The organism is Sinomonas gamaensis, assembly GCF_005876955.1.
In the GTDB taxonomy this organism is placed as follows: domain Bacteria; phylum Actinomycetota; class Actinomycetes; order Actinomycetales; family Micrococcaceae; genus Sinomonas; species Sinomonas gamaensis.
In genome coordinates this window covers 193,551-213,871 of record NZ_SSCL01000007.1, presented here as the reverse complement: position 1 = coordinate 213,871, position 20,321 = coordinate 193,551, and the positions used below count along the sequence as shown (strand labels likewise).

General features: G+C 70.1%; 18 protein-coding genes and 1 pseudogene. 5 read left to right on the top strand and 14 right to left on the bottom strand.

The genetic code is table 11. The annotated features are described in order from the left end of the window. Window positions 1-141: 141 nt before the first annotated feature. Window positions 142-909, bottom strand: coding sequence for an SGNH/GDSL hydrolase family protein (locus tag E5679_RS11820; RefSeq protein ID WP_138416027.1), 768 nt, complete (start codon window positions 907-909; stop codon window positions 142-144). Between the two features lie 80 nt (window positions 910-989). Continuing rightward, a pseudogene (locus E5679_RS11815) lies at window positions 990-1,466 on the bottom strand (MarR family winged helix-turn-helix transcriptional regulator); the annotation flags it as partial. A gap of 46 nt (window positions 1,467-1,512) precedes the next feature. Here E5679_RS11815 and gluQRS point away from each other — a divergent pair. Further along, window positions 1,513-2,430, top strand: coding sequence for a tRNA glutamyl-Q(34) synthetase GluQRS (gene gluQRS, locus E5679_RS11810; RefSeq protein WP_138416023.1), 918 nt, complete (start codon window positions 1,513-1,515; stop codon window positions 2,428-2,430). Here the strand turns inward: gluQRS and E5679_RS11805 are convergent. Together E5679_RS11805 and E5679_RS11800 are read right to left on the bottom strand one after the other, a co-directional pair. Next, window positions 2,395-3,534: an FAD-dependent oxidoreductase gene (locus E5679_RS11805; RefSeq protein WP_138416021.1), complete on the bottom strand. Its 1,140-nt coding sequence runs from the start codon at window positions 3,532-3,534 to the stop codon at window positions 2,395-2,397. The two genes, gluQRS and E5679_RS11805, sit on opposite strands and share 36 nt — an antisense overlap. Next, a complete protein-coding gene (locus E5679_RS11800) occupies window positions 3,531-4,688 on the bottom strand; it encodes a type III polyketide synthase (RefSeq protein ID WP_138416019.1) in 1,158 nt (385 codons plus the stop codon). Before E5679_RS11800 ends, E5679_RS11805 begins: the two co-directional genes overlap by 4 nt. Window positions 4,689-4,774: 86 nt before the next feature. Between E5679_RS11800 and E5679_RS11795 the strand changes: the two genes are divergently transcribed. Both E5679_RS11795 and E5679_RS11790 read left to right on the top strand, forming a co-directional pair. Then, window positions 4,775-5,035: a type II toxin-antitoxin system Phd/YefM family antitoxin gene (locus tag E5679_RS11795; RefSeq protein WP_138416017.1), complete on the top strand. Its 261-nt coding sequence runs from the start codon at window positions 4,775-4,777 to the stop codon at window positions 5,033-5,035. Continuing rightward, window positions 5,032-5,436, top strand: coding sequence for a type II toxin-antitoxin system VapC family toxin (locus tag E5679_RS11790; protein ID WP_249336089.1), 405 nt, complete (start codon window positions 5,032-5,034; stop codon window positions 5,434-5,436). The genes E5679_RS11795 and E5679_RS11790 overlap by 4 nt, the downstream gene beginning before the upstream one ends. Before the next feature lie 3 nt (window positions 5,437-5,439). Here E5679_RS11790 and E5679_RS11785 read toward each other — a convergent pair whose 3' ends face one another. The 3 genes from E5679_RS11785 to E5679_RS11775 form a co-directional block, all read right to left on the bottom strand. Continuing rightward, window positions 5,440-6,537, bottom strand: coding sequence for an App1 family protein (locus E5679_RS11785; RefSeq protein WP_138416015.1), 1,098 nt, complete (start codon window positions 6,535-6,537; stop codon window positions 5,440-5,442). A gap of 43 nt (window positions 6,538-6,580) precedes the next feature. Next, a complete protein-coding gene (locus tag E5679_RS11780) occupies window positions 6,581-7,876 on the bottom strand; it encodes an ATP-binding protein (protein ID WP_138416013.1) in 1,296 nt (431 codons plus the stop codon). Window positions 7,877-7,961: 85 nt separating this feature from the next. After that, a complete protein-coding gene (locus E5679_RS11775) occupies window positions 7,962-8,390 on the bottom strand; it encodes a MarR family winged helix-turn-helix transcriptional regulator (RefSeq protein WP_171042350.1) in 429 nt (142 codons plus the stop codon). Between the two features lie 87 nt (window positions 8,391-8,477). On the opposite strand from E5679_RS11775, the gene E5679_RS11770 reads away from it, so the two are divergent. Then, window positions 8,478-8,867, top strand: coding sequence for a DUF1304 family protein (locus E5679_RS11770; protein ID WP_138416011.1), 390 nt, complete (start codon window positions 8,478-8,480; stop codon window positions 8,865-8,867). Here the strand turns inward: E5679_RS11770 and E5679_RS11765 are convergent. The 6 genes from E5679_RS11765 to E5679_RS11740 form a co-directional block, all read right to left on the bottom strand. Next, window positions 8,823-10,061, bottom strand: coding sequence for a multidrug effflux MFS transporter (locus tag E5679_RS11765; protein ID WP_138416009.1), 1,239 nt, complete (start codon window positions 10,059-10,061; stop codon window positions 8,823-8,825). The genes E5679_RS11770 and E5679_RS11765 overlap by 45 nt on opposite strands. Then, on the bottom strand, window positions 10,061-10,897 hold the full coding sequence (locus E5679_RS11760) for an SGNH/GDSL hydrolase family protein (RefSeq protein WP_138416007.1): 837 nt from the start codon (window positions 10,895-10,897) through the stop codon (window positions 10,061-10,063). Before E5679_RS11760 ends, E5679_RS11765 begins: the two co-directional genes overlap by 1 nt. A gap of 85 nt (window positions 10,898-10,982) precedes the next feature. Beyond that, window positions 10,983-14,390 carry an ATP-binding protein gene (locus E5679_RS11755; protein ID WP_138416004.1) on the bottom strand — a complete coding sequence of 1,136 codons (3,408 nt, stop codon included), beginning with the start codon at window positions 14,388-14,390 and terminating at the stop codon, window positions 10,983-10,985. Beyond that, the gene (locus E5679_RS11750) at window positions 14,387-15,100 is read right to left on the bottom strand and encodes a DUF4194 domain-containing protein (protein ID WP_138416002.1); all 714 of its coding nucleotides are present in this window, start codon (window positions 15,098-15,100) and stop codon (window positions 14,387-14,389) included. The genes E5679_RS11755 and E5679_RS11750 overlap by 4 nt, the downstream gene beginning before the upstream one ends. Then, window positions 15,097-16,575 (bottom strand): DUF3375 family protein, encoded by a 1,479-nt coding sequence (locus E5679_RS11745; RefSeq protein ID WP_138416064.1) that lies wholly within the window; start codon window positions 16,573-16,575, stop codon window positions 15,097-15,099. Before E5679_RS11745 ends, E5679_RS11750 begins: the two co-directional genes overlap by 4 nt. A 181-nt stretch (window positions 16,576-16,756) precedes the next feature. Then, on the bottom strand, window positions 16,757-17,677 hold the full coding sequence (locus E5679_RS11740) for a hypothetical protein (RefSeq protein ID WP_138416000.1): 921 nt from the start codon (window positions 17,675-17,677) through the stop codon (window positions 16,757-16,759). Between the two features lie 248 nt (window positions 17,678-17,925). Here E5679_RS11740 and E5679_RS11735 point away from each other — a divergent pair, with 248 nt between their 5' ends. Next, window positions 17,926-19,125, top strand: a complete 1,200-nt coding sequence (locus tag E5679_RS11735) for a toxic anion resistance protein (RefSeq protein WP_138415998.1) — start codon at window positions 17,926-17,928, stop codon at window positions 19,123-19,125. Here the strand turns inward: E5679_RS11735 and E5679_RS11730 are convergent. After that, the gene (locus E5679_RS11730; RefSeq protein ID WP_138415996.1) at window positions 19,122-20,303 is read right to left on the bottom strand and encodes a hypothetical protein; all 1,182 of its coding nucleotides are present in this window, start codon (window positions 20,301-20,303) and stop codon (window positions 19,122-19,124) included. The genes E5679_RS11735 and E5679_RS11730 overlap by 4 nt on opposite strands. Between the last annotated feature and the right edge of the window lie 18 nt (window positions 20,304-20,321).

The window sequence follows — 20,321 nt, the reverse complement described above, 5'->3', positions numbered from 1 at the left end:
ATCCGCTTCCCGATCCCGGCCTGGATCATCAGCCGATCCTCAGGGGTCAGCTCCCTACGCTCCATGCGACTCCTCAGCTCATGCCCCGAAATCATCGCAGGCGTTGCTTCGAAGTCCTGAGCCCAAGCAGGAGCGCAGAGGTCAGAGCCTGGTGAGCTCCGGATACTTCGGCCTCATGCCGTCCCCCGAGGACCGTCCGGTCACGCGGCGCATGATCCACGGCCCCGCGAACTCCCGTGCCCACGCCGCATTGGCCCTGAACCGCTCGCGGACGCTGAGGACCGGAAGCTCGGGGACGTCCGGAAGGTCCACGAGGCCCTCGTGCTCGAGCACGCCCAGCACCCGGTTGGCCATGGTCGCATGGCCGAGCGCGGACATGTGCATGCGATCCTCGGCCCACATGCGCCAGTCCTGGAACTCGTGGAAACGCCAGTAGTCCACGAGCGTGGCGCCGCGCCGGTCCGCGATCCAGCGGACCTGTTCGTTGTAGATGGCCGTCCGGCCGCGCATGGCGCCGAACACCTTCGACGATCCGGCGTCGAAGCCCGTGAACAGGAGCACCTGTGCGCCCGACTGCTGCAGGCGGGCGATCGCGGCGTCGTACTCCTCGAGCAGGCCGTCGATGTCCACCTTCGGCCGCAGGATGTCGTTCGCTCCCGCGTATACGGTCACGATCGTGGGCTCGAGGGCGAGGGCCGGTTCAAGCTGCTCGGCCAGCACCTGCCGGAGCTTCTTTCCCCTGATCGCGAGGTTCGCGTACCCGAAACCGGGGTCTGCGGCCTGCAGCTGCTCAGCAGCCCGGTCGGCCCAACCGCGGACTCCGTTCGGACGCGAGGCATCCGGATCGCCCACACCTTCGGTGAAGGAATCCCCCAGTGCGACCCAGCGCCTGGTGAACGTCTCGCTCATGCCGCGCTCCCGCCGTCGTCGGCCTGCTGGGCGAGCGGCGCGTCCCGATGCTTCGGGCATGGCAGCTGCGGATCGCGCACGGTATCCCGGAAGATCCACGAGGCGTCGTCGAGCTGCGCCACGATCTTCTCGGCGATGTCCGCGAGGCGGCTGGCGTCGTCGTCGTCGAGCCCGTCGAACACGATTTCCCGCACGCGCTCCACGTGCTCCGGCGCGAGATCCACGATGGTCTCCCACCCGAGGTCGGTGAGGTGCGCCGTGGTGACGCGGGCGTCGTCGGGATGAGGCCGACGATCGATCCAGCCGCGGCTCTCGAGTTTGGAGACGACGTGCGAGAGCCGCGAGAGCGAGGCCGAAGTCCGCGCCGCGAGCTCCTTCATGGGCAGGGCACGGCCGTCGGCCTCGCTCAGCATGGCGAGGACGTCGTAGTCGAAGAGCGAGAGCTTGCCGAGGGAGGTCAGGTGGGCGTCGAGGGCTGCCGGCAGGAGCGTGGTCACGCTCAGGAGGGCCAGCCACGCCCGGCGCTCCTCGGCCGAGAGCCAGCGTGGTTCCGTCACGGATACCAAGCATAGGCGGAGCTTGGGGGGTGGCTACCCTAAGGGCATGACTGCCGCCGGCCGCTTCGCTCCCAGCCCCTCGGGCGAGCTCCACCTCGGCAACCTCAGGACAGCGCTCCTCGCGTGGCTCTTCGCACGGTCGAGCGGGCGTCGCTTCCTGGTGCGCGTCGAGGATCTGGACCGGGCGCGCGCTGGCGCGGAGGCGGTGCAGCTGCGGGACCTCGCGGCAGTCGGGCTCGACTGGGACGACGACGTGGTGCGGCAGACCGAGCGCACCCCGGTCTACGAGGAGGCCCTCGGCCGGCTCGCCGCCGCCGGCCTCACCTACGAGTGCTACTGCACCCGCCGGGAGATCCAGGAGGCTCCGAGCGCACCCCACGCGCCGCAGGGCGCGTACCCGGGAACCTGCCGCGACCTCACCGAGGCGCAGCGCGTACGACGGCGGGCCGAGCGTCCCGCGGCCATCCGCCTTCGCGCCGCGGTCACCGAGTGGGCCGTCACAGATGTGCTGCACGGACGGTACGTCGGTGTCGTGGACGACTTCGTGCTGCGGCGCAACGACGGCGTGGTCGCGTACAACCTCGCCGTCGTCGTGGACGATGCCGCCCAAGGCGTGGACCAGGTGGTGCGCGGCGACGACCTCCTCCCCTCGACTCCGCGGCAGGCGTACCTCGCGGGACTCCTCGGGTACCGGGTGCCCGAGTACGCGCACGTCCCGCTGGTGCTCAACGCCGCTGGACGGCGGCTCGCGAAGCGGGACGGGGCCGTCACGCTCGCCGCTCTCGCCGCCGAGGGGGTCTCCGCCGAGCAGGTGACGGCGCTCCTCCTCGAGTCGGTCGGGCTGCCCGGCACGCTGCCGGAAGCGCTTGCGGTGTTCTCGCCGTCGGCCCTGCCGAGGACGCCCTGGATCCTGGACCCCGTTGCGCCGTCACGTCTGCATGGTGAAGCGCCGCGCCGTCCATGAGCGCAACGGCGGGAAGCGGTACAGACCCCGGAAGACCTGGTTCCTCGCAGTCATGGCCTTCGGCGGCAGCGAGCGGCCGAGCGCCATGTTGAGCGCGGCGTGACGGGCGGCCTCGGCCGCGGCCTGCCGTCGTTCGCGTTCGGCCGCGTCCCACAGCTCAGGCCAGCCGTCGTGCGCGGGGTCCGCGAGCAGCGGGGCGAAGGCCTCGGCGTCTAGCCAGCCGAGAGTCATGCCCTGCCCGCCGATGGGGCTGACCTCGTGCGCCGCGTCTCCGACGAGCACCACGCGGTGACGGCGCATCGACGCGGCGAGCCGCTCGCGGACAGTGAAGGAGCTCAGCATGGTGCTCGAGGCGGGATCCACGACGGCTCCCGTCCGCTGCGCGATGAGAGCCGCGAGGGCCTTCGGGGTCGGGTCTGTCACAAGCGTGTCCGTGTGGACGACCCAACGTCGCACCCCACCGGGAAGCGGAAACGACTCGATGATGCCCCCGGGCTCGAGGTACAGTACGGCGGCCGATCGGTCGGCTGTCTGGTCCGTGAAGTCCCCCATCACGTACGCGTCCGGATAGGCCCGCTCTCGGACCGGGATGCCGAGCGCGGCGCGCAGGGGCGAGCGGGCGCCGTCGGCCGCCACGACCCACCGGCCGCGGAAGAGCCTCGGTTCCCCGTCGGCACCCGCTGCCCGCACGGTCGCGCCGCCACCGCCGACCCCAGCTAAGCCCAGCACCCGCACGCCCCGGCGCAGCGCAGTCGGTGCCAGCGCGGCCAGCCGAGCCTCGAGGGTCTCTTCGGTGCGCCACTGGGGGACGGCGAGGACCGGGGGGTCGAACGCCAGCTCGGCCACAGGACGGCCCCGAGACCGGGCCGCCCCACGGGAAATGGCCACCCCCTGCGCCGCCAGCGCGTCGGCCACGCCCGCGGCAGCGAGCACGCGCAGCCCGGGTGGGTGGATGCCGATCGCGCGCGAGTGGTTCGTGCGCTCGGCGCGGCCTTCGAGGACCACCACGTCGCTGCCGCCCTGCGCGAGGAGCACGCCGAGGCAGAGCCCGATGGGGCCGCCACCGACGATGACTACGTCATGCTGTTCGTCCCCATGCGTCACGGGTGCACGCGGGTCAGGAGGGCCGTCTCGACCGTCAGGCCCGGCCCGAAGGCCATGGCGCACACCCGCTCGGCACCGGGGCCGCCGTCGTCGTCCGCTCCGCCGGTCGCCCGCGGAAGGCCGAGGATGCGCTCGAGGACGAACATGATCGTCGCGCTGCTCATGTTCCCGAACTCCCGCAGCGTCTCGCGTGCCGGAACGGCCTGGGCCTCGCTCAGGCCGAGGCGCGTGACCACCTTGTCCACGATGCTGCGGCCGCCCGGATGGATGGCCCAGTGCTCGATGCCGTGGTACGGGCGCCCGGCGAGCATGGGGTCGCCGGCCAGCAGCGGTGCGAGGGCGCCGGTGATGTGGTCGTCGATGATGTGCGGCACGTACGAGCCCAACACCATCTCGAAGCCCTGATCCCCGATGTTCCACGCCATCGTCTCCTCGCCGACCGGCGTGAGCGTGGTCTCGAACGCGTCGAGGCTGAGGGCTGGGCGCGTGAGCGGCAGGTCGCGCGCGGTGACGACGGCGGCCGCCGCCCCGTCCGCGAAGAGCGACGCACCCAAGATGGTGTCGGGGTTGTTCGAGCTGCGGACGTGGAGCGTGCACAGCTCCACGATGGCGACGAGGACGACGGCGGTCGGGTCGGCCTCGCAGAAGAGCTTGGCTGCGCGCAGGGCTGGGAAGGCGGCATAGCAGCCCATGAACCCGAGGTGGTACCTCTGCACGGAGGGGCGCAGGCCGAGTTCGCGGACGATCCGGTAGTCGGGGCCGGGATTGAAGAAGCCCGTGCAGGAGACCGTGATGACGTGGGTGACATCCTCGGGCGCGACGCCGTCTGCCGATTCGAGCGCTCGCCGCGCCGTGTCGACGAAGAGCGGCGTGGCCTCGCGGACGAACAGGTCGTTGCGGGTCTTGGTGCTGGGGTTGAGGATGCGCCCGGTCGAGGAGTCGAAGAAGTCGGGCTGGGTCTCGGGCAGGTCCCACGAGAATTCGGCGACGGCGGAGTGGCGGGTGTCGATGGCCGCGGCATCGAAGCACGTGGTCACCAAGCGTGTGCCCAGCCTCGTGAGGCCCTCCTGCGCGGCGAAGACGTCGCGGGCCTCCGCCTGCTTCAGCACCGTCGAAGGAACAGCAGTTTCAAGGGACCGCATGAGGACCGTCATGGGCCATTCTCACTACGGGAGGTGCCGGGAGGGCAAGGGTTGGGCCCTCAAACTCAGGGTGTGGCAAAAGTGCTACAGTGGGCCCCATGAGCACAGTGGCGTCCCGTGACCTACGCAATCACACGGCTCGGGTGCTGCACGACGTCTCCCAGGGGAACAGCGTGACGGTGACGGTCAACGGCGAACCCGTTGCCGAGATCGTTCCCCTTCGGTCCCGGCTTCGCAGGACGATTCCCCGCCATGAGTTCTCCGAACGGCTGCTGACGGCTCAGGCAGATCCATCCCTTCGCGACGACCTGGATCGTCTGGCCGGGGATACGACCGACGATCTTGGCCCCCTGACGTGACTCGACATCGCGTGGGCTTGGCAGACACGAGCCTCTTCATCGCGAAAGAGTCGGGGCGGCCACTCGACGTCGAACGCCTTCCCGATGAGCTCAGCGTCAGCGTTGTGACCCTCGCCGAGCTCAACACGGGGGTACTCGCCGCTCACGACACCGCCACCCGCGCACGTCGCCTCAGCACCCTCCAGGTCGCCCAGAGTCTACTTCCGCTGCCCATCGATTCGGCGGCGGCCGGCGAGTGGGCCCGTCTCCGGGTCCGACTTGCAGAGGAAGGCCTGCGCGCCAACGTGAATGACCTGTGGATCGCAGCCGTGGCCTTGGCCAACGGACTACCGGTTGTCACTCAGGACGGCGACTTCGACGTCCTCGAACCGCTCGGCGGCCCGGAAGTCGTGCGCGTGTAGCGCTCAGAGGAGCCCGAACTTCTCCAGCTGCTCCGCGAGCCCGGCACCATCGGGTGCGGACGCCCATGGGGTACCGGGGACCGGTGTCGGCCGCCCGTCGTGCGTCGTGCCGCCGGAGAACACGGCCTCGCCGGCGGAGAGCTCGCGGATCGCCACGGCCGCGACACTTTCCGGATGACGCCGCGCGAATTCCGCGTAGATGGACTCGTCGTGCTGGCCGTTGTCGCCGATGAGGAGCCACTTGAGGTCCGGGAACTCGGCCGCGAGGCGCGCAAGGTTCCTGGCCTTGTGCTCGCGGCCGCTGCGGAACCAGCTGTCCGCCGTCATCCCCCAGTCAGTGAGCAGGAGAGGGCCCGCCGGGTACAGGTTTCGGCCGAGGAAGCGCGAGAGCGTGGGCGCCGCGTTCCACGGGCCGGTCGAGAGGTACACGATGGGGGCCGCCGGGTGGCGGGCGGCAAGCCGGTCGAGGAGCACGGACATCCCGGGGGTGGGTGTGCGCGCCCGCTCGCTCAGCACAAAGGTGTTCCACAGGGCGAGGAACGGCCGCGGGAGCGCGGTGACCATGACGGTGTCGTCGATGTCGGACACAATGCCGAAGGTCGCCGCCGGGTCCACGATCAAGACCTGCCCGACGGCGGGCTCCATGCCTTCCGCCGTCAGCTTCACAGGGTGCCACCCCGGCTCGAGGGACGCGGAGACCATCGCGTCGATCACCCCGCCGAAATCCGCGCGCACCGTCGCCGTCTGGCCGTCGAGCTCGATCGTCACCGCCGCGTACTCGATGGGCACACTCGTGAAGGCGCGCCAGCCACGGATGTCTTCGGTCCCCGTCCAGCCGCTCGGTGTGGGCGGCTCGGCCCACCCGACGTCGCGGGACCGGTCGCGCCCTCGGGAGGGCGCCGTCGTCGTATTCGCCCCGAGCTCATGCAGCCCGGGCGGGCCGTAGAGGACGCGAGCGAGGATCCGGACACGGGAGGTGGTGCCGTAGCCGCGGAAGGCGACGATCTGCGGGATGAAGCCGAGTCTGCGCGCCGCTGCCGTCTGAGCGGCATGCACCCGGTCCCCGACGCGGTGGGCGGCCTTCAAGAGGGCTCCAGTCATGCGGAACACTCTGCCACGGTTGACCCGCGGGACAGAACCGACGTCACACGCGTGCCAGCTGCTCGATGTCCTCGAGGAAGTCCGCAGCAACCTCCTCGCTCACCGTCGTCTTCGTCTCGGCGACGGCCTCGAGGTAATCCTCGGTCGTGGGGCCGCGGCGGCCCGTGGTCTTGACCTCCCCGGCGGGCGCATACACCGCCTTCTCGAGGGCGCGTTGTGACGCCGAGCGGGCCGCAAACTCGATGTCGGCGGGCGAGAAGCCCTCCGTGCGCTCGACGAGCAGTTCGACGTCCACGTCCCCGACGACCGCCGTGGGGATGAACCTCTGCCACATGGCCCGGCGCGCCTCGGCATCCGGAAGGCCGATGGGGATGACGTAGTCGAACCGCCCATGCCGGAGGAACGCGGAGTCGAGCGCGCGGATGAAGTTGGTCGCGCAGACCAGGAGCCGGCCGGGCTGCTCGCGGAACGCGGGGATGATCTTGAGGAGCTCGTTGGTGACGCCCTGGTTGGGGCTCGGCGGGTCGCCCGCTCGGTGGGAGGCGATCTCCTCGACCTCGTCGAGGAACACCACCGCGTGCTCGAGCTCGGAGATCTCGAGGAACGTGCGCCGCAGGGCGCCGGCGAGGCCCTCCGAGTCGGCGGCGAGGCGGGACGGGAACACCTCGACGAACGGCCACTCGAGCCGGGACGCGATCGCCTTGGCGAACGTCGTCTTGCCGGTGCCGGGAGGGCCGAAGAGGACGACGGCGCGCGGCGGCACCACGCCGAATTCGTCCGCGAGCTCGGCCTGCGCGAGCGGGAGCACGAGTCGCCGCTCGAGCAGCTGCTTCTCACGCTGCATCCCGGCCACGTTCTCCCAGAGGTCGCGCGGCAGCACCCGGCCGCCCAGTTGGGCCAGCGGCTCCAGCTCCGCGCGCTGGACCGGGATCTGGCGCTCGAAGAAGCGCAGGTTCTTGACGTCCTTGAAGCCGCGGTTGAGGAACGCGTTGATCCGCTTCTCTGTGTCCGGCATGAGAGCGGACAGCTTGGTGAGCCCGAGGGGCGCCATGCGGTGCTCGAGCGCCGCGAGCAGCGCCGTCCCGATCCCCCGGCTTCGCCACTCGGGAAGGGTCGCGAGGAAGACAATCCACCCCTGCTCATGCGCCGCGCGGCCGACGGCGGCTCCCACGATGTCTTCGCCCTGGACCGCGATGACCGCATAGTCCGCCTGGCAGCTCGCGAGCACCTCGGAGAGCGAGTACACGGGCTCGATCCCGGACTCGGTCATCGCGCTCCACAGGTGGAGGATGCCGTCCAGGTCGGAGGGGTGGAAGTCCCGGATCCGCCAAGTAGTCATGGTCGTGCTCCTTCGCGCGGCGTGAGGCGGTCGAGGTGAGTCTAGCGGCGGATGACGACGGTCGGGTTGCGTTTGCGTAGCGCGCTCAACCCTGCAGGTGCCGGACGAGCTCCCCGAGGTCGCGCCGCAGGCGGGCGTACCGGGTCGGACCGATCGCCCTGCTCCATTCGGCCTCGACTCGGGCGATCTCGGCGTCCACGACCGCCGCGGCCTGCAGTCCGAGTGCAGACGCCCGGACCAGCGACGCCCGGGCGTCCTTGGGGTCGGGGAACCGCTCGGCGTAGCCGGCATCCACGAGACCCTGGACAAGCACGCTCGCCGTCTGCTTGGTGACCCGCGCCCGCTCTGCAAGATCGGTCACTCGCGAGCCTTCCGGGGCCACGCGCCGAAAGAGCCTTGCCTGCGCCGGAGTGATGTCGAAGCCGGCCCTCGCGAGTGCAGCGAAGATCCGGTCCTCGAGCGCACGGTATGGGAAGCGAAGCAGGAGGCCGATATTCAGCTCTTCCGAGTCCATCCCCTCCCTTGTCTTCCGGCTCGGGACGAGCCCATAATTAGTCAGTCTTTCTGACTAGTTTATCGGCACTCGGCCCAGGAGGCCGCCATGAACCCCGTCACCCAGCTCGCCGCCGGACTCTTCGCGCTCACGCTCGTCTCCGTCGGGATCCTCGAGATCTTCTTCCACCGCGACCAGCGCTTCCACTCGATGTTCTACATCGAGCCCGGCGAGGAATCCGCCGTTCGCATGTGGGCCATGAACGTGGGCGCGTACAACATCGTGACTGCCCTCGGCCTCGCGATCGGCCTCTGGCTCGTGAATGCAGATGGCCCCTCGGCGCGGTCCGCGGGAGTGGGCATCGTGCTCTTCGCCCTGGGGGCGCACCTGCTCCTTGGCCCCTGGCTCAGCGTGACTGAGCCGCGGCTATGGCGCAGTGCGATCGGCCAGGCGTCACTGCCGCTCGTCGGACTCGTCGCGTTCCTGCTGGCCGGCTAGGACGCGTGCCCGCCGAGATGCCATGGCGAGAAGCAGTGTCGCGACGCCGCCCGCCATCGTCATCAGCACCGCCATCGGGAGCGCCGTGTCCGCGCCACCGATCCCGGAAAGCGGCGACACCAGCGCACCGAAGACGAACTGGGCAAAGCCGAGGCCCGCGGAGCCACTGCCGGAGACGTGCCGCACGGCGCCCAGCGCGAGGGCGGTCGAGTTGCCCATGATGAACCCGACCGTGGTCACGGCGAGCCAGATCGGCACGGCGAGCAGCCAGCGCGGACCGGGGAGGAGAGCGACGACGAGCGTCAGGACGCAGAACGCGAACAGCGTGGGGACCGCGACCCGAACCGTCCGCAGCGGCCCCACGGTGCGCGCCAGCCGGGAGGAGATGTAGCCGGACGTGATGAGGCCCGCGGCGTTGAGGCCGAACGCGAGGCCGTAGCCGACCGCGCTGAACCCCATCACGTTCTGGTACACAAAGCTCGACGCGGAGATGTAGGTCATCATGACCGCGAACGTCGTGGCGAACAGGGCCGCGAACAGGAGGTAGCGCCGCACGCGGACGACCTGCGCGAGGCCCCCGAGGAGGCTCGCGCCGTGGCGCTCTTCAGGGGGTCGCGTCTCGCCGAACACGAGGGCGACGGCGCACATCATGAGCGCGAACAGCCCGGCGAGCGTCCACATCACCCCACGCCACCCGAAAGGCCCCTGAAGGAACGCGCCGATGGAGGGGGCGAGGATCGGGGCGATCCCACCGACCGTCATCATGAGGCTCATGGTCCGGGCCGTCTCGGAATCGTGCGTGAGGTCCACGATGATGGCCCGGGCGATCACCACCCCGGCCGCCCCGCCGAGCCCCTGCCCGAGCCTCGCCGCGACGAGCACCTCGATTGACGGCGCCGCGGCCGCGAGGGCCGACGACGCCAGCGCGAGCACGTTGCCGCACAGAAGCGGGACGATCCGGCCGTGCCGATCCGAGAGGGCGCCGAATCCGAGCTGCCCGAACGCCATGCCGATCAGGAACCCCGTCAGTGTGAGCTGGACGCCCGAGGCCGTCGCGGCGAAGTCCTGCTGGACGCGGGGGAACCCCGGAAGATACAGGTCGGTGGCAAAGGGGGCCGTCATCGCGAGGAAAGCGAGGACGAGCAGCCATGCCGTGCTCAGATTGCCGGAACGATTCAGGGCAGGCAACGGCATTAGGCCAGCCTACGCCCCTCCAATACCTCCGGATGCTCGACCACGTAGCGGCGGAGGCCGCCCTTCCGTGGCACCTTCACCGGCTCGGGCCACCGCGGGAGGAGGGAGTCGCCGAGGGTGACCCCGCGCAGCTTCCGTCCGATGAGCGGGACGACCCAATCGTTCATCCACTCCCGCTGCGCGGCGAGCCACTCGCGCGCATTCCGCGGCTCGAGCGGCTCCCAGGCCTTGGGCTTGAACGACGTGGGCACCCCGAGATGCGCCAGAACCTGCCGCGCGAGGAATTTGTGGCCTGTCGTGGACATGTGCAGCCGGTCGGAATCCCACATGCGCTTGTCGTTGTACTCGTCGAAGCACCAGTAGTCCACGAGGACTGCGCCGTGTTCGCGGGCGAGCTCGCGCACCCGTGCGTTGTACTGCCAGTTGCGCCGGCGCAGGGGCTCGAGCAGCGGGTTGACCTTGACGTCGTAGCCCGTGAACAGCACGAGCGTCGCGCCGGTGCCGGCCAGCCGGTCCACGAGGCCGGTGTAGTCCTCGAGAAGCCGGTCCATGTCCGTGCCGACGTCGAGGAGGTCGTTGCCGCCCGCATACAGGGTGATGAGCGTGGGCTCGAGCGCGAGCGCTGGCTCGAGCTGTTCGTCGATGATGTGGCGGAGCCGCTTCGAGCGGATCGCGAGGTTGGCGTATTCCCAGCCCTTCTCGTGCTTCGCGAGCTTCTCCGCGACCCTGTCCGCCCAGCCGCGGACGCCATTGGGCAGGTTCGGATTCCGATCGCCCACGCCCTCGGTGAAGGAGTCGCCAAGGGCAACAAACCGCCGTCGAACGCGTCCACCCACTCGGGCACTGTAGGCAGCCTCGGCCACGCTCGGACAACGCCCGGGCGACGTACAGGTTAACGAGCTTCCCCGGTCATTGGTCCTGTCAGCCGACTGGCGTGCGGAGGACGATGTCCACCGGGTTGGCCTGCGAGACCGGCGCACCGTCCGCCGACGCCGACTCGAGGAGGCCCGAGCGGTTGGTGCGCTTGTCGCGGAGGATCTCGGTGACGGAGCCCAGGTGGCGTGAGAGGTCGATGACGTTCTCCGGGGCAGCGAGCAGGAGCTGGAAGCCGAACTCGTGCAGCGCCGAGATGCCGGCCCCCGCGAACTCCTCGGACGCGAGGACGAACGCCTCGTCCATCATCACGGTTCCGTACGTGGTGAAGCCCTGCTCCGCGATCCCCAGCTGGTAGCTGAGCGCGGCGGCCATGATGAACGCGGTGAAGCGCTGCCGCTCGCCGCCGGACATGCTCCCGGTGTCGGAGTGCACGAAGACCTCGTCGCGCGTCCCTTCGGGAGTCGAAACGGCGCGGTGCTCCTTGCACGAGATGAACACGTGCGTCCGCACGTCCAGCACTTCGGCCCGCCAGCGCCGGTCCTCCGGGGTGTGTGAACCGAGGCGCTTCACCAGCGTCTCGAGGGTCTTGTAGCGGGTGGCAAGCACATCCTCGCCGGGTGAGCCCCCGCCGTCGCCCGCGTGCCGCGCCTTGAGGGCCGAGACAATCGCGTCCTTGAACTGGCGCGCGGAGGCAGGGACGGTCTGCTTGATGTCGAGTTCGAGGTAGCTGCCTTCGTGGAAGCCGACTCCTCCGAGGATGCCGTTGAGCGGCAGGATGCGGGCCGAAATGGCCCGGCGCTCCTCGTCGAGGAGGTGCAGGAGCGTGCTGAACGACTCATGGGTGCGCTGCTGGAAGAACCGGCGGAATTCAGCCTCCTGAGCCGGAAGCCCGTCCGAGACGATCTCGTGGTACCGCGCCTCGAACGCCCCGGCGGCGGCCACCGAGACGCCGTGGTCCGCTGACACGCCAGGCCCCCATTCGCGCTCGAACCCCTCGAAGATGCGCGTGAGCCGCTCGGCCGCAGCCTGCCCCCGGCTCTCTGCCACATGCAGCTCCTCGAGGAGCCGCGCGCGGACGTCGGAAGCAAGCGCGTCCAGCGCGTGCAGTTCAGTGAGCTCGGCCGCTGGCTCAAAGTAGGACGCGAGGGATTCCACCTCGTTCTCCGACGGCGGAGCCTCCTCGAGCCGCGCCCGCGCCGCCTCGAGGAGGCGGCTCGCGGCGGTCGCAGCCGCGTCGAGGTGCCGGTGCTCGCTCTGCAGGACGGCCGCCGCCTCGGTGGAGGCCTGGTGGTCGGCCCGCGCTTCCTCGACCTTCGCCCGAAGGGGCTCGAGGTCTGCCTGCGCCGCGCGGGCGTCCTCGAGCCGCCGCTCGGCGCGCCGGAGCTCGTCCTCGGCCACTGCGGCCGAGACCTCCTCCCACGCCCGCTGGTCGGAGGCGACGCGCCGCAGTGCCTCAAGGCGGCGGGCCATGCCCTGGTGCGAGTCCTCACTCGCCTGGGCCGCCTCAGCCGCCTGTTCGAGGGTGGCCTCGAGGTCGGAGATGCGGGCTGTCAGGTCAGCGACCTTCGCCGCGTTGTCGAAGCCGAGCACCCAGTCCTGGCGGGACGCGAAGCGGTCATCCTTCTCGACCGTCCCGCGATGGCGCTTCACGACTCCCCCGAGGCTCAGCCCGCGGTCGAGCCGCGCGAGCTCGTCGGGATCCTCCACACACGGGTACGCGAAGTCCACGGCAATGCGCTCGCGGACGTAGGTCCCGGCCTCCCCTTCAAGGATCTGGAGTTTCGTGAGCAGGTCGTCACCGCGGACGTCGCCGAGCGCCGCCGCCGCGCCCGGCACGGGCACCGAGAGGTCGACCACGCGCAGCGCGCCCCGGATCGCATGTTCGTCGAGGAACCGCACGACGACGGCGAAGTGCTCGCCTGGGACGAGCATCGTCGTCGCAAGCGACCGCAGCGCCCGCTCCGCGGCAGGCCGCCACCGCTCCTCGCCCTCCGCAAGGTCCATCAGCTCGCCTGCGAACGGCATCGCCTCTTCGGGAATTCCGGTCGCCTCCGCGATCGCGGACCGGTTTTCCACGGACGACGGCGGCAGCAGGCTCTTGCGCGCGGCCATCGACTCGAGCTCGCGGCGGGCTTGGGCGAGATCCCGCTTGGCGGCCGCATGCGCGTCGAAGGCCTCGAAGCGGGCCTCTCGCAGCGCAGCAGAATCCCCCTCGAGCAACTCGCCCGCCGCCGCAGCCTCCTGGTGGGCAGCCGCCCACCCCTCGGCCGACCAAGGAAGCTGCAGGCCGGCCTCGTCCATCCCCTGGCGCGCCGCGGCCTCGACCTCGCGCCGCAGCCGAAGGCCCACGCGCGCGTTCTCTACCTGCTGCTCGAGAGCGCTGATCTGGTTGCCGCCCGCGTTGCTGTACTCGGCCTCGAGTTCCCGCAGGTGCTTCGCGAGCGCGTCGCGGGTCTTGCGCTCGGCGGCAAGCTCGGCGGCCTTCGACTGCGCGGCATCAGCGGCGCGCGCCGAGATCCGTTCCTGGATCGACACCGCATGCTGCTGGCGGACGCGCTCGAACGCGGAGCCCGAAAGGTCGCGGAGGCGGTTCGCCTCGAGGAGCGCCTGCGCGTACTGCTGGTTGAGGCCCGGAACGGGCGCGAGCTGGTCGCGCTGCTGCCGGACATCCTCGAGCCGCTGCCGGATCGACATGAGATTGCTGAACTCCTCGACCACCTGATCGGCAGCCGCAAGGGTCTGCGGCGGGTCGAGGACCTGGTCCCGGAAGAAGCTGTTGACGCTCCCGCCGAGCCCCTTGCCCGCCTGGATGACCCTCAACAGGGGAAGGGCCTGGTCCGATGAGATGCCGAGGAGCCGACGGAAGCGCTCCGCGAAGTTCTTGTGCACGTCGAAGACCTGCGCGCCCGGGAACAGTCCCTCGAGGGCGCCGCGCGTGAAGCGCCGGTCCGCGATGCCCTCGAGGGCCCGGACGTCGAGCGGGACGGAGTCGATGATGTAGAACCGTCCGAGGCTTGACTCTGTGCCGTTCTTCGGAAGATCGAACAGCGCGGTGAGCGTGCAGCGGGTTCCGGCCGCGTTGTCGAACGTGAGGGCCACGGCGCTCCACGTCGCCCCCGGCCGCTGGAACGCGCTCGCTTGGGTCTCCCCCACCGCGACGTCGCCGACCTTGCCGCGCATGTACGTGAAGGTGGTGCGGCGGTCCTCACTCTGGCCCGTCCTGGCGGCCGCCGCCTCGTTGGAGCGCGGGCGGGCATCGAAGACGCGGGCGATCGCGTCGAACAGCGTCGACTTCCCGACGCCCGAATTGCCCGTCAGCAGGGTTCCCGCCCGGTCCACGTGCATCGTGTGGGCGCCGTGGAACGTGCCCCAGTTGACGATCTGGACCTGGCTCAGCCGGAACTGGCCGGGATTGATCTGGTCGTCGATCGGGAGCATGGTCGCGATGCTCATAGGGGCAGCTCCTCGGTGCCGTCGTCGTCGCCCTCGTCCTCGCCGAGGTCGGGCCCCGTGTCGCCGAGGTCGGGCCCCGTGTCGCCGAAGTCGGGCCGCTCGGCCAGCGCCTCCAGGTGGCGTGCGATGTCCCCGACGCTCTCGAACGGCAGCGCGAGCGGCAGGGCATTCGAGATCAGGTACACGTCGTCGAGCGCGGTCGGCAGGAGCAGGCGCCGCGCCTGCAGCTTCTGCACGGCGCGGGCCACGGTGTCCGCGTCGCGGAGCGCGTCCCGCTGGTCGGCGGGCTGGTAGTGCGCGACGACGTCGGCCAGCTCCTCGAGCGTGACCGTCGGCTCCGTCTGGGCTGTCGTGTGCCGATCGAGCAGGAGCCGGAGCCGCAGGAGGAGGATCGTCTCGACGCGGCTGAGGGCACGCTGCTGCCGGAGGATGGTTGCGCGCGAGGCCGTCCCGAGGAGCTCGGGGTCGACAGGGCGGACGACGGCGATCTTCCGCTCATGGTCGATCGACAGGCTCAGGAACAGCTCGGACAGGCGCGAGCGCAGCACGTCCTGGCTGTCGACCAGCGTTGTCCACAGGCGTTCGTCGCGGGCACCGTCGAGGTACGGCCCCTTGAGGAGGCGCACAAGTGCCTGGCGGACGCGCAGAGGAAGGATGCCGGTATCGCCGTCGAACAATGCAGCGGCATTCACCGCGGCCGGCTCGCTCATCGAGTTTCCCTTTCCTTGAGATCCACCACAGGGACGTATGCGCGGCGCGCTGAACCGTCGACCTGCTCGAAGTCGAGCGCCTCCCACGCCGCGCTGCCGTCTCCGGCCTCGGCGCCGAAGGTCGCGCCCCGATGCAGCAGCTCGCCGAGCAGTGCGCGGATCGTGTTGATGTGCCGTTCCTCGGGGGGAAGCTCCCGCCACACGCCACCGGCGGTGAGGCGACCGCCGTCGGCGGCGAGGGCGACGTCGAACGCCTGCCTCAGTACCGCCGCGTTCGCCTTGCCGGTGCGGGCCGAGCGGACGCGGTCCTCCTCTCCGAACCTGATCGGCTCGGCGAGACGCGGTGGCGCCACGTACTCGTCCGGGTCGAAGAGCTTGACCATCGCGAGGGAGTCGAATTCCGCGCCATACAGCTCGGGCGCGGGCGCGAAGGCGGGCTGTTCGCGCTGGTAGGGCAGCTGGCGGACTGCCCGTTCGGCCTGTCGGATCGCGTCGCGGAGGCGCACCGACTGCCGGTAGTCATCGCTCTGGACGTAGGTGTTGAGGCTCTCGGACAGCTTGCCGTAGATGCCCTGGATCTCCGAGTGCTGGTCGCGGAGCTCGGCGACGAGGTTGCGCAGCGTCTGCCGCTCTTCGGCATCGAGCCGATCCGCGAAGTCCCGCGACAGCACCTCGGCGATGGCGGAGCGGAAGCGGAGCTGCTGCTCGGGGTTCTCGAGGAACGCCGTGAAGGACCGGAACGTGCGCCCCTCACTCGATTCGCGCAGTCGCCGGTCCGCCTCGAGCACCTGGGCCATGGTCGCGCCCTTGCTGAGCGACTCCTCGATGATCTGGTTGCGGAGCTGGCCCACGGACTCCTCGATGCGGTCGCGCATGCGCTTGAAGTCGGCAGGCAGCCCGGCCGCGAGGTCGAGGATGTTCTCTGCCGCCTCCACGGCGTTGTCCGGGTCGAGCGCAGCGTCCAGTTCCCCGGACTCGAGGCCCCGGATCATGTCACGTCGCTCACCGATCTCGGTCTCGAGCGCCTCGACACGCGCGCTCGTGTCCGGGTTCGTCTCCTGCGCCAGCTTCTCGACGTCGGCGAGGAGCGTGCCGAGGCGCGAGCCGGTGAGGGTCGAACGATCCGACGAGAGCGAATCGAGGAAGGCGAGCACGCGGGCCGCGGCCTCCGTGAGCTCGTACACGATCCTCCCTCCCTGGGCCCTGCGGGCGAGGAAGCGGCGGCGGGTCCAGTCGTCGGCGACGAGGCGGCCGCTCAGCGTCCCGGCCGTGCTCGACGTTCCGGTGGCCGCGTCCCGGGCACGGAGCTCGGCAAGGAAGTCGTCCAGCTCGTCGTGGAAGGTCTCGAGCTCGACGTGCGGCCGGTTGCGGGTGAAGGCCGTCTGGAGAGCCGCGATGACCCACGGGGCTGAACGAGTGAGTGCCCAGGCCGGCCCCTTCGTCAGGGCCTCGAGCTCGGCGAGCTTCCCGAGCATCGCCGCCGAGGCCGCAAGGGCAGGGCGGGGACGGGTCGGGGCTGGTTCTGGCACGGCAGCCCAGTCTACCGGGGCCCCGCTCCGCCCCACCCGCCCGGGCCCCCCGCCTCCCGCGAAACCCCAGGAATCCACCCAAACCCCCGGCCCGCGTCGGGGGTTTCGGTGCGCCCCAGGGGTTTCGTCAGGCTGCGGACCTGATCGCAGCTGCGATGCGTCCGCGAAGGGCAGCCTCGTCGAACAAGTCGCGCCACTCGATCCTCAGGAGGATCCATCCTTCCTCCATGAGGGCACGCTCACGTTTCCGCTCGCGGACGAGCGCTTCAGCCGTGGGGCCGAACGCGAAGTACTTGACGTCGCCGTCGAACTCTAGCCCGATCTTCAGCTTCACCCAGGCGAAATCAAGGCGATACCGGCCGAGCCGAGTGGAGACCTCGACCTGCTGCTCTGGCATCGTGAACGGCATGCGGGTGAGCAAGAGGCGGAGGAGACTCTCACCCGGCGATTCGCAGAGACCAGAGGCCATCTCCCACGCAGCACGCGCAATGCGTATACCGCGCTGTCCCTGGGCATGCGACAGAATATTGGCGACCGCCGACGGGTCTGCCCCTAGCCTCAGCCCGTGGTCCATCAGAATCTGGGCCTGACCCCGGCGCATCAGGCGGGTGGAATCAACGAGGGTGCGCTCAAGGGACGTCGTCGGCAGCCCGCGAAGGGTGTGCTGCTCGGAAGGCAGCACAACTCCGCTGTGCACGCGGACGTCACTCGCACGGCCGCTCCGTCCTGGGCATTTTTGCATCGTGAGATGAATACTTCCGTCCACGTTCCAGAGGTGAAGTCCATGGAGGCGGGCGGCGCTGAGGTGGCTGTACGTGTACTGGGGTTCCCCGCGTCGCGTCATCTCCTCGTAATGAGCAGCCAAGACCGCCAGATGCCGCTCTTCAGCGGAGAGCTCCGCCCAGACGCGAGCGTCGAAGTAGGCACCGCGTCGAATTCGGACGAGCTGACCTTTCACGGCCAACCGGTCGGGCGGGTTCGCTGCGCCGAACCGGTCGGTCAACTGCGAGGCCAGCCACGGTCCAGGGTGAGGCAGCGGGAGCTCCATGACCTGAATCTGCCAGCTCCGGGCGCCTCAGCTCCGTCGAGGTCAGCCGTATGTGGACAAGTACCTTGCAGCATTTTCGCGAAACCCACGGAACCCACCGAGACCCACGGTTGCAGTGGGGGGTCTCGGCGGTACTCCGGGGTTTCGCGAAAACGCGCCTCGGGAACCTCCCCTCACGCTCCCCCGTTTGGCGAGATAGCCTGAGCCAGTCGGGCAGCGACCGTCAGGCAGCGACAAGGAGAACGCACATGAGCACCCCTCTGACCCCTCCTGATCCGAGCGAGGAAGCCCTCGTGCTGCAGGCCCCTGAGGCAGCGCCCGTGGTGAAGGAGGAGGAGGCGCCCGGGATGGTCCCCGTGGCCCCCGACCGGCAGGCCCAGATCGCCGGGCAGGCAAAGGCCTGGGTGGCTGAGGTGGCGTCCCTGGACTCGCGCAGTCCCGAGTTCGCGCGCAAAGTCGAGGGCATCAACAAAGTCGGTGGGCGCGAGATGATCGCGTCGTCGGACGCGTCGGGGCGCCTGTTGGATCGAGCGTCGACGTCCATCAGAGGAGCCAAGAAGTCCGGCGACACGGCTCAGACGTACGTCGCGTCGACCCTCGGCGAGCTGCGGGGCACGGTTGAGAGCCTCACGCCGAACCGTGCCGATCTGAGCACCGGCCGCAAGATCCTGGGCTTTGTCCCGGGGAGCAAGAAGGTGGCCAAGTACTTCCAGCGCTACGAGTCGGCGCAGACCCAGCTGGACAAGATCATCAAGGCCCTCATGGCCGGCCAGGACGAGCTGCTCCGCGACAACGCGGCCCTGGCCCAGGAGAAGCAGAACCTGTGGGAGGTCATGCAGCAGCTCTCCGAGTACGCGGTCTTCGCGGAGGAACTCGACCGAGCCACAGTGCAGAAGATCGGCGAGGTCCGGGCCAAGGGCCAGGCCGAGCACGCGCAGCAGCTCGAGGCGGACGTCCTGTTCCCCGTGCGGCAGCGCCGTCAGGACATCCTGACGCAGCTCGCCGTGTCGGTGCAGGGGTACCTCGCTATCGACGTGATCCGGAAGAACAACACCGAGCTCATCAAGGGAGTCGACAGGGCCCGCGCAACGACGGTCTCGGCCCTGCGGACGGCCGTCATCACGGCCCAGGCCCTCTCGAACCAGAAGCTCGTCCTCGACCAGATCGACGCGATCAACACCACGACCAACGCGATGATCCTGCGCACGTCGGAGATGCTCAAGGAGCAGACCGCCCGCATCCATCAGCAGGCCACGAGCTCCGGGGTCTCGGTCGAGACCCTCGAGCGGGCGTTCTCGAACCTCTACCAGACGATGGATGCCATCGACACGTTCCGCTCGCAGGCGGCCAAGAGCATGGAGAGCACGGTCGAGGCGCTCGAGCATGGCCTCGAGAGGGCTCGCCCGCACATCGAGCGGGTGCGGCGCCAGGAGGGGAACGCCGGCTAGACCTCGTCCTCCCAGTCCTCGTCGCCTTCCGGGGCCTCGAAGGCGTCGTAGACGGCGTCGAGCGCCGCGGTCGGCACGTCGACCAGGCCCTGGTGGAGATCGACGAGGCCGAGGGCGGCGAGCTCGCGCAGTTCGTCGGTGAGCAGCACGGCGACGGTCTGAAGCTTTGCGGCGTCCGCCCCCTCGGGCGCCTCCACGGCCAGATTCTCGACGGCGGAGAGCGGCACCGGGTCCTCCAGGACGGCTCGGCTGAGCAGGGTCGCGAGGGCCTCGACCACCGCCACGCGCTGTGAGTCCGGCCCGTGGCCGGCCGCGTCGCAGGTCGTGATGATGAATTCCGTCGCGAGGAATTGCGCCTCGAGCCGCCCGAAGGCGTCGCCGGTGCCGAGGCGTGCGGCGTCCTCGCCGAGCCGCGCGGTGCTGCCGCTGTCGTCGTCGGCGGCAACGTCGTCGACCTCAATCAGTTCGGCGTTGCGCAGGCTTGTCCAGAGACGCGCGAGGCGGCGGGCCGGGTCCGCGGCACCGTTTCCCACCAAGGCAGCGGCCTCGGTGGCCTCCGCAGGCGTGAGGGCGCCGTCCGCAGCGACCGCGCGGCCTTCGCCGACCCAGTCGAGCAGGGCTCGCGCGTGCCGCACGAGGGGCGACGACGTGGCGAACTCGAGTGCCTCCTCCTCGGTGGGCTCCCGGCGTGGCACCGAGTCCCCGGGGCCGCCTCCGATATCCACGATGCCGCCCGCGGCTTCCGCCTCGGCGTCGAGGAACTCGCTCACGGCCTCGAGGTCCTCCGCGCTCCCCTCCCAGCGCTGCGTCTCCTCGAGGAACGAGAGCCAGTCGACGAGCGTGCCGATGTAGTAGCGGAGATCGTCGAGGTCGTCGGTGTCGAGCATCGCGTCGAGCGCGTCCTGCACCAGAGTCGGTTCAATGCGGAGCCCCGGCGAGGGCTTCTCCCCGGCCCCGAGCAGCAGGTAGAACGTCTTCACCGACTCGAGCTGCGCGCGGGCGAAGGCCTCAAGGTCCGCGTGGCCGGCTTCGCCGACCTCGTCCGCCTCCGGGGTTCCGAGGGCCCAGGCGGCGTAGTCGTCGGCCAGCCCGTCGATGAGTGCGTCGACCCGGCGCTGCCGCCGGTCGGCGGGGCTCGTGGATTGGCTCTTGGGCTTGCGCGTGCGGCTCTTCGGCATGGCACGAGCGTACGCCAG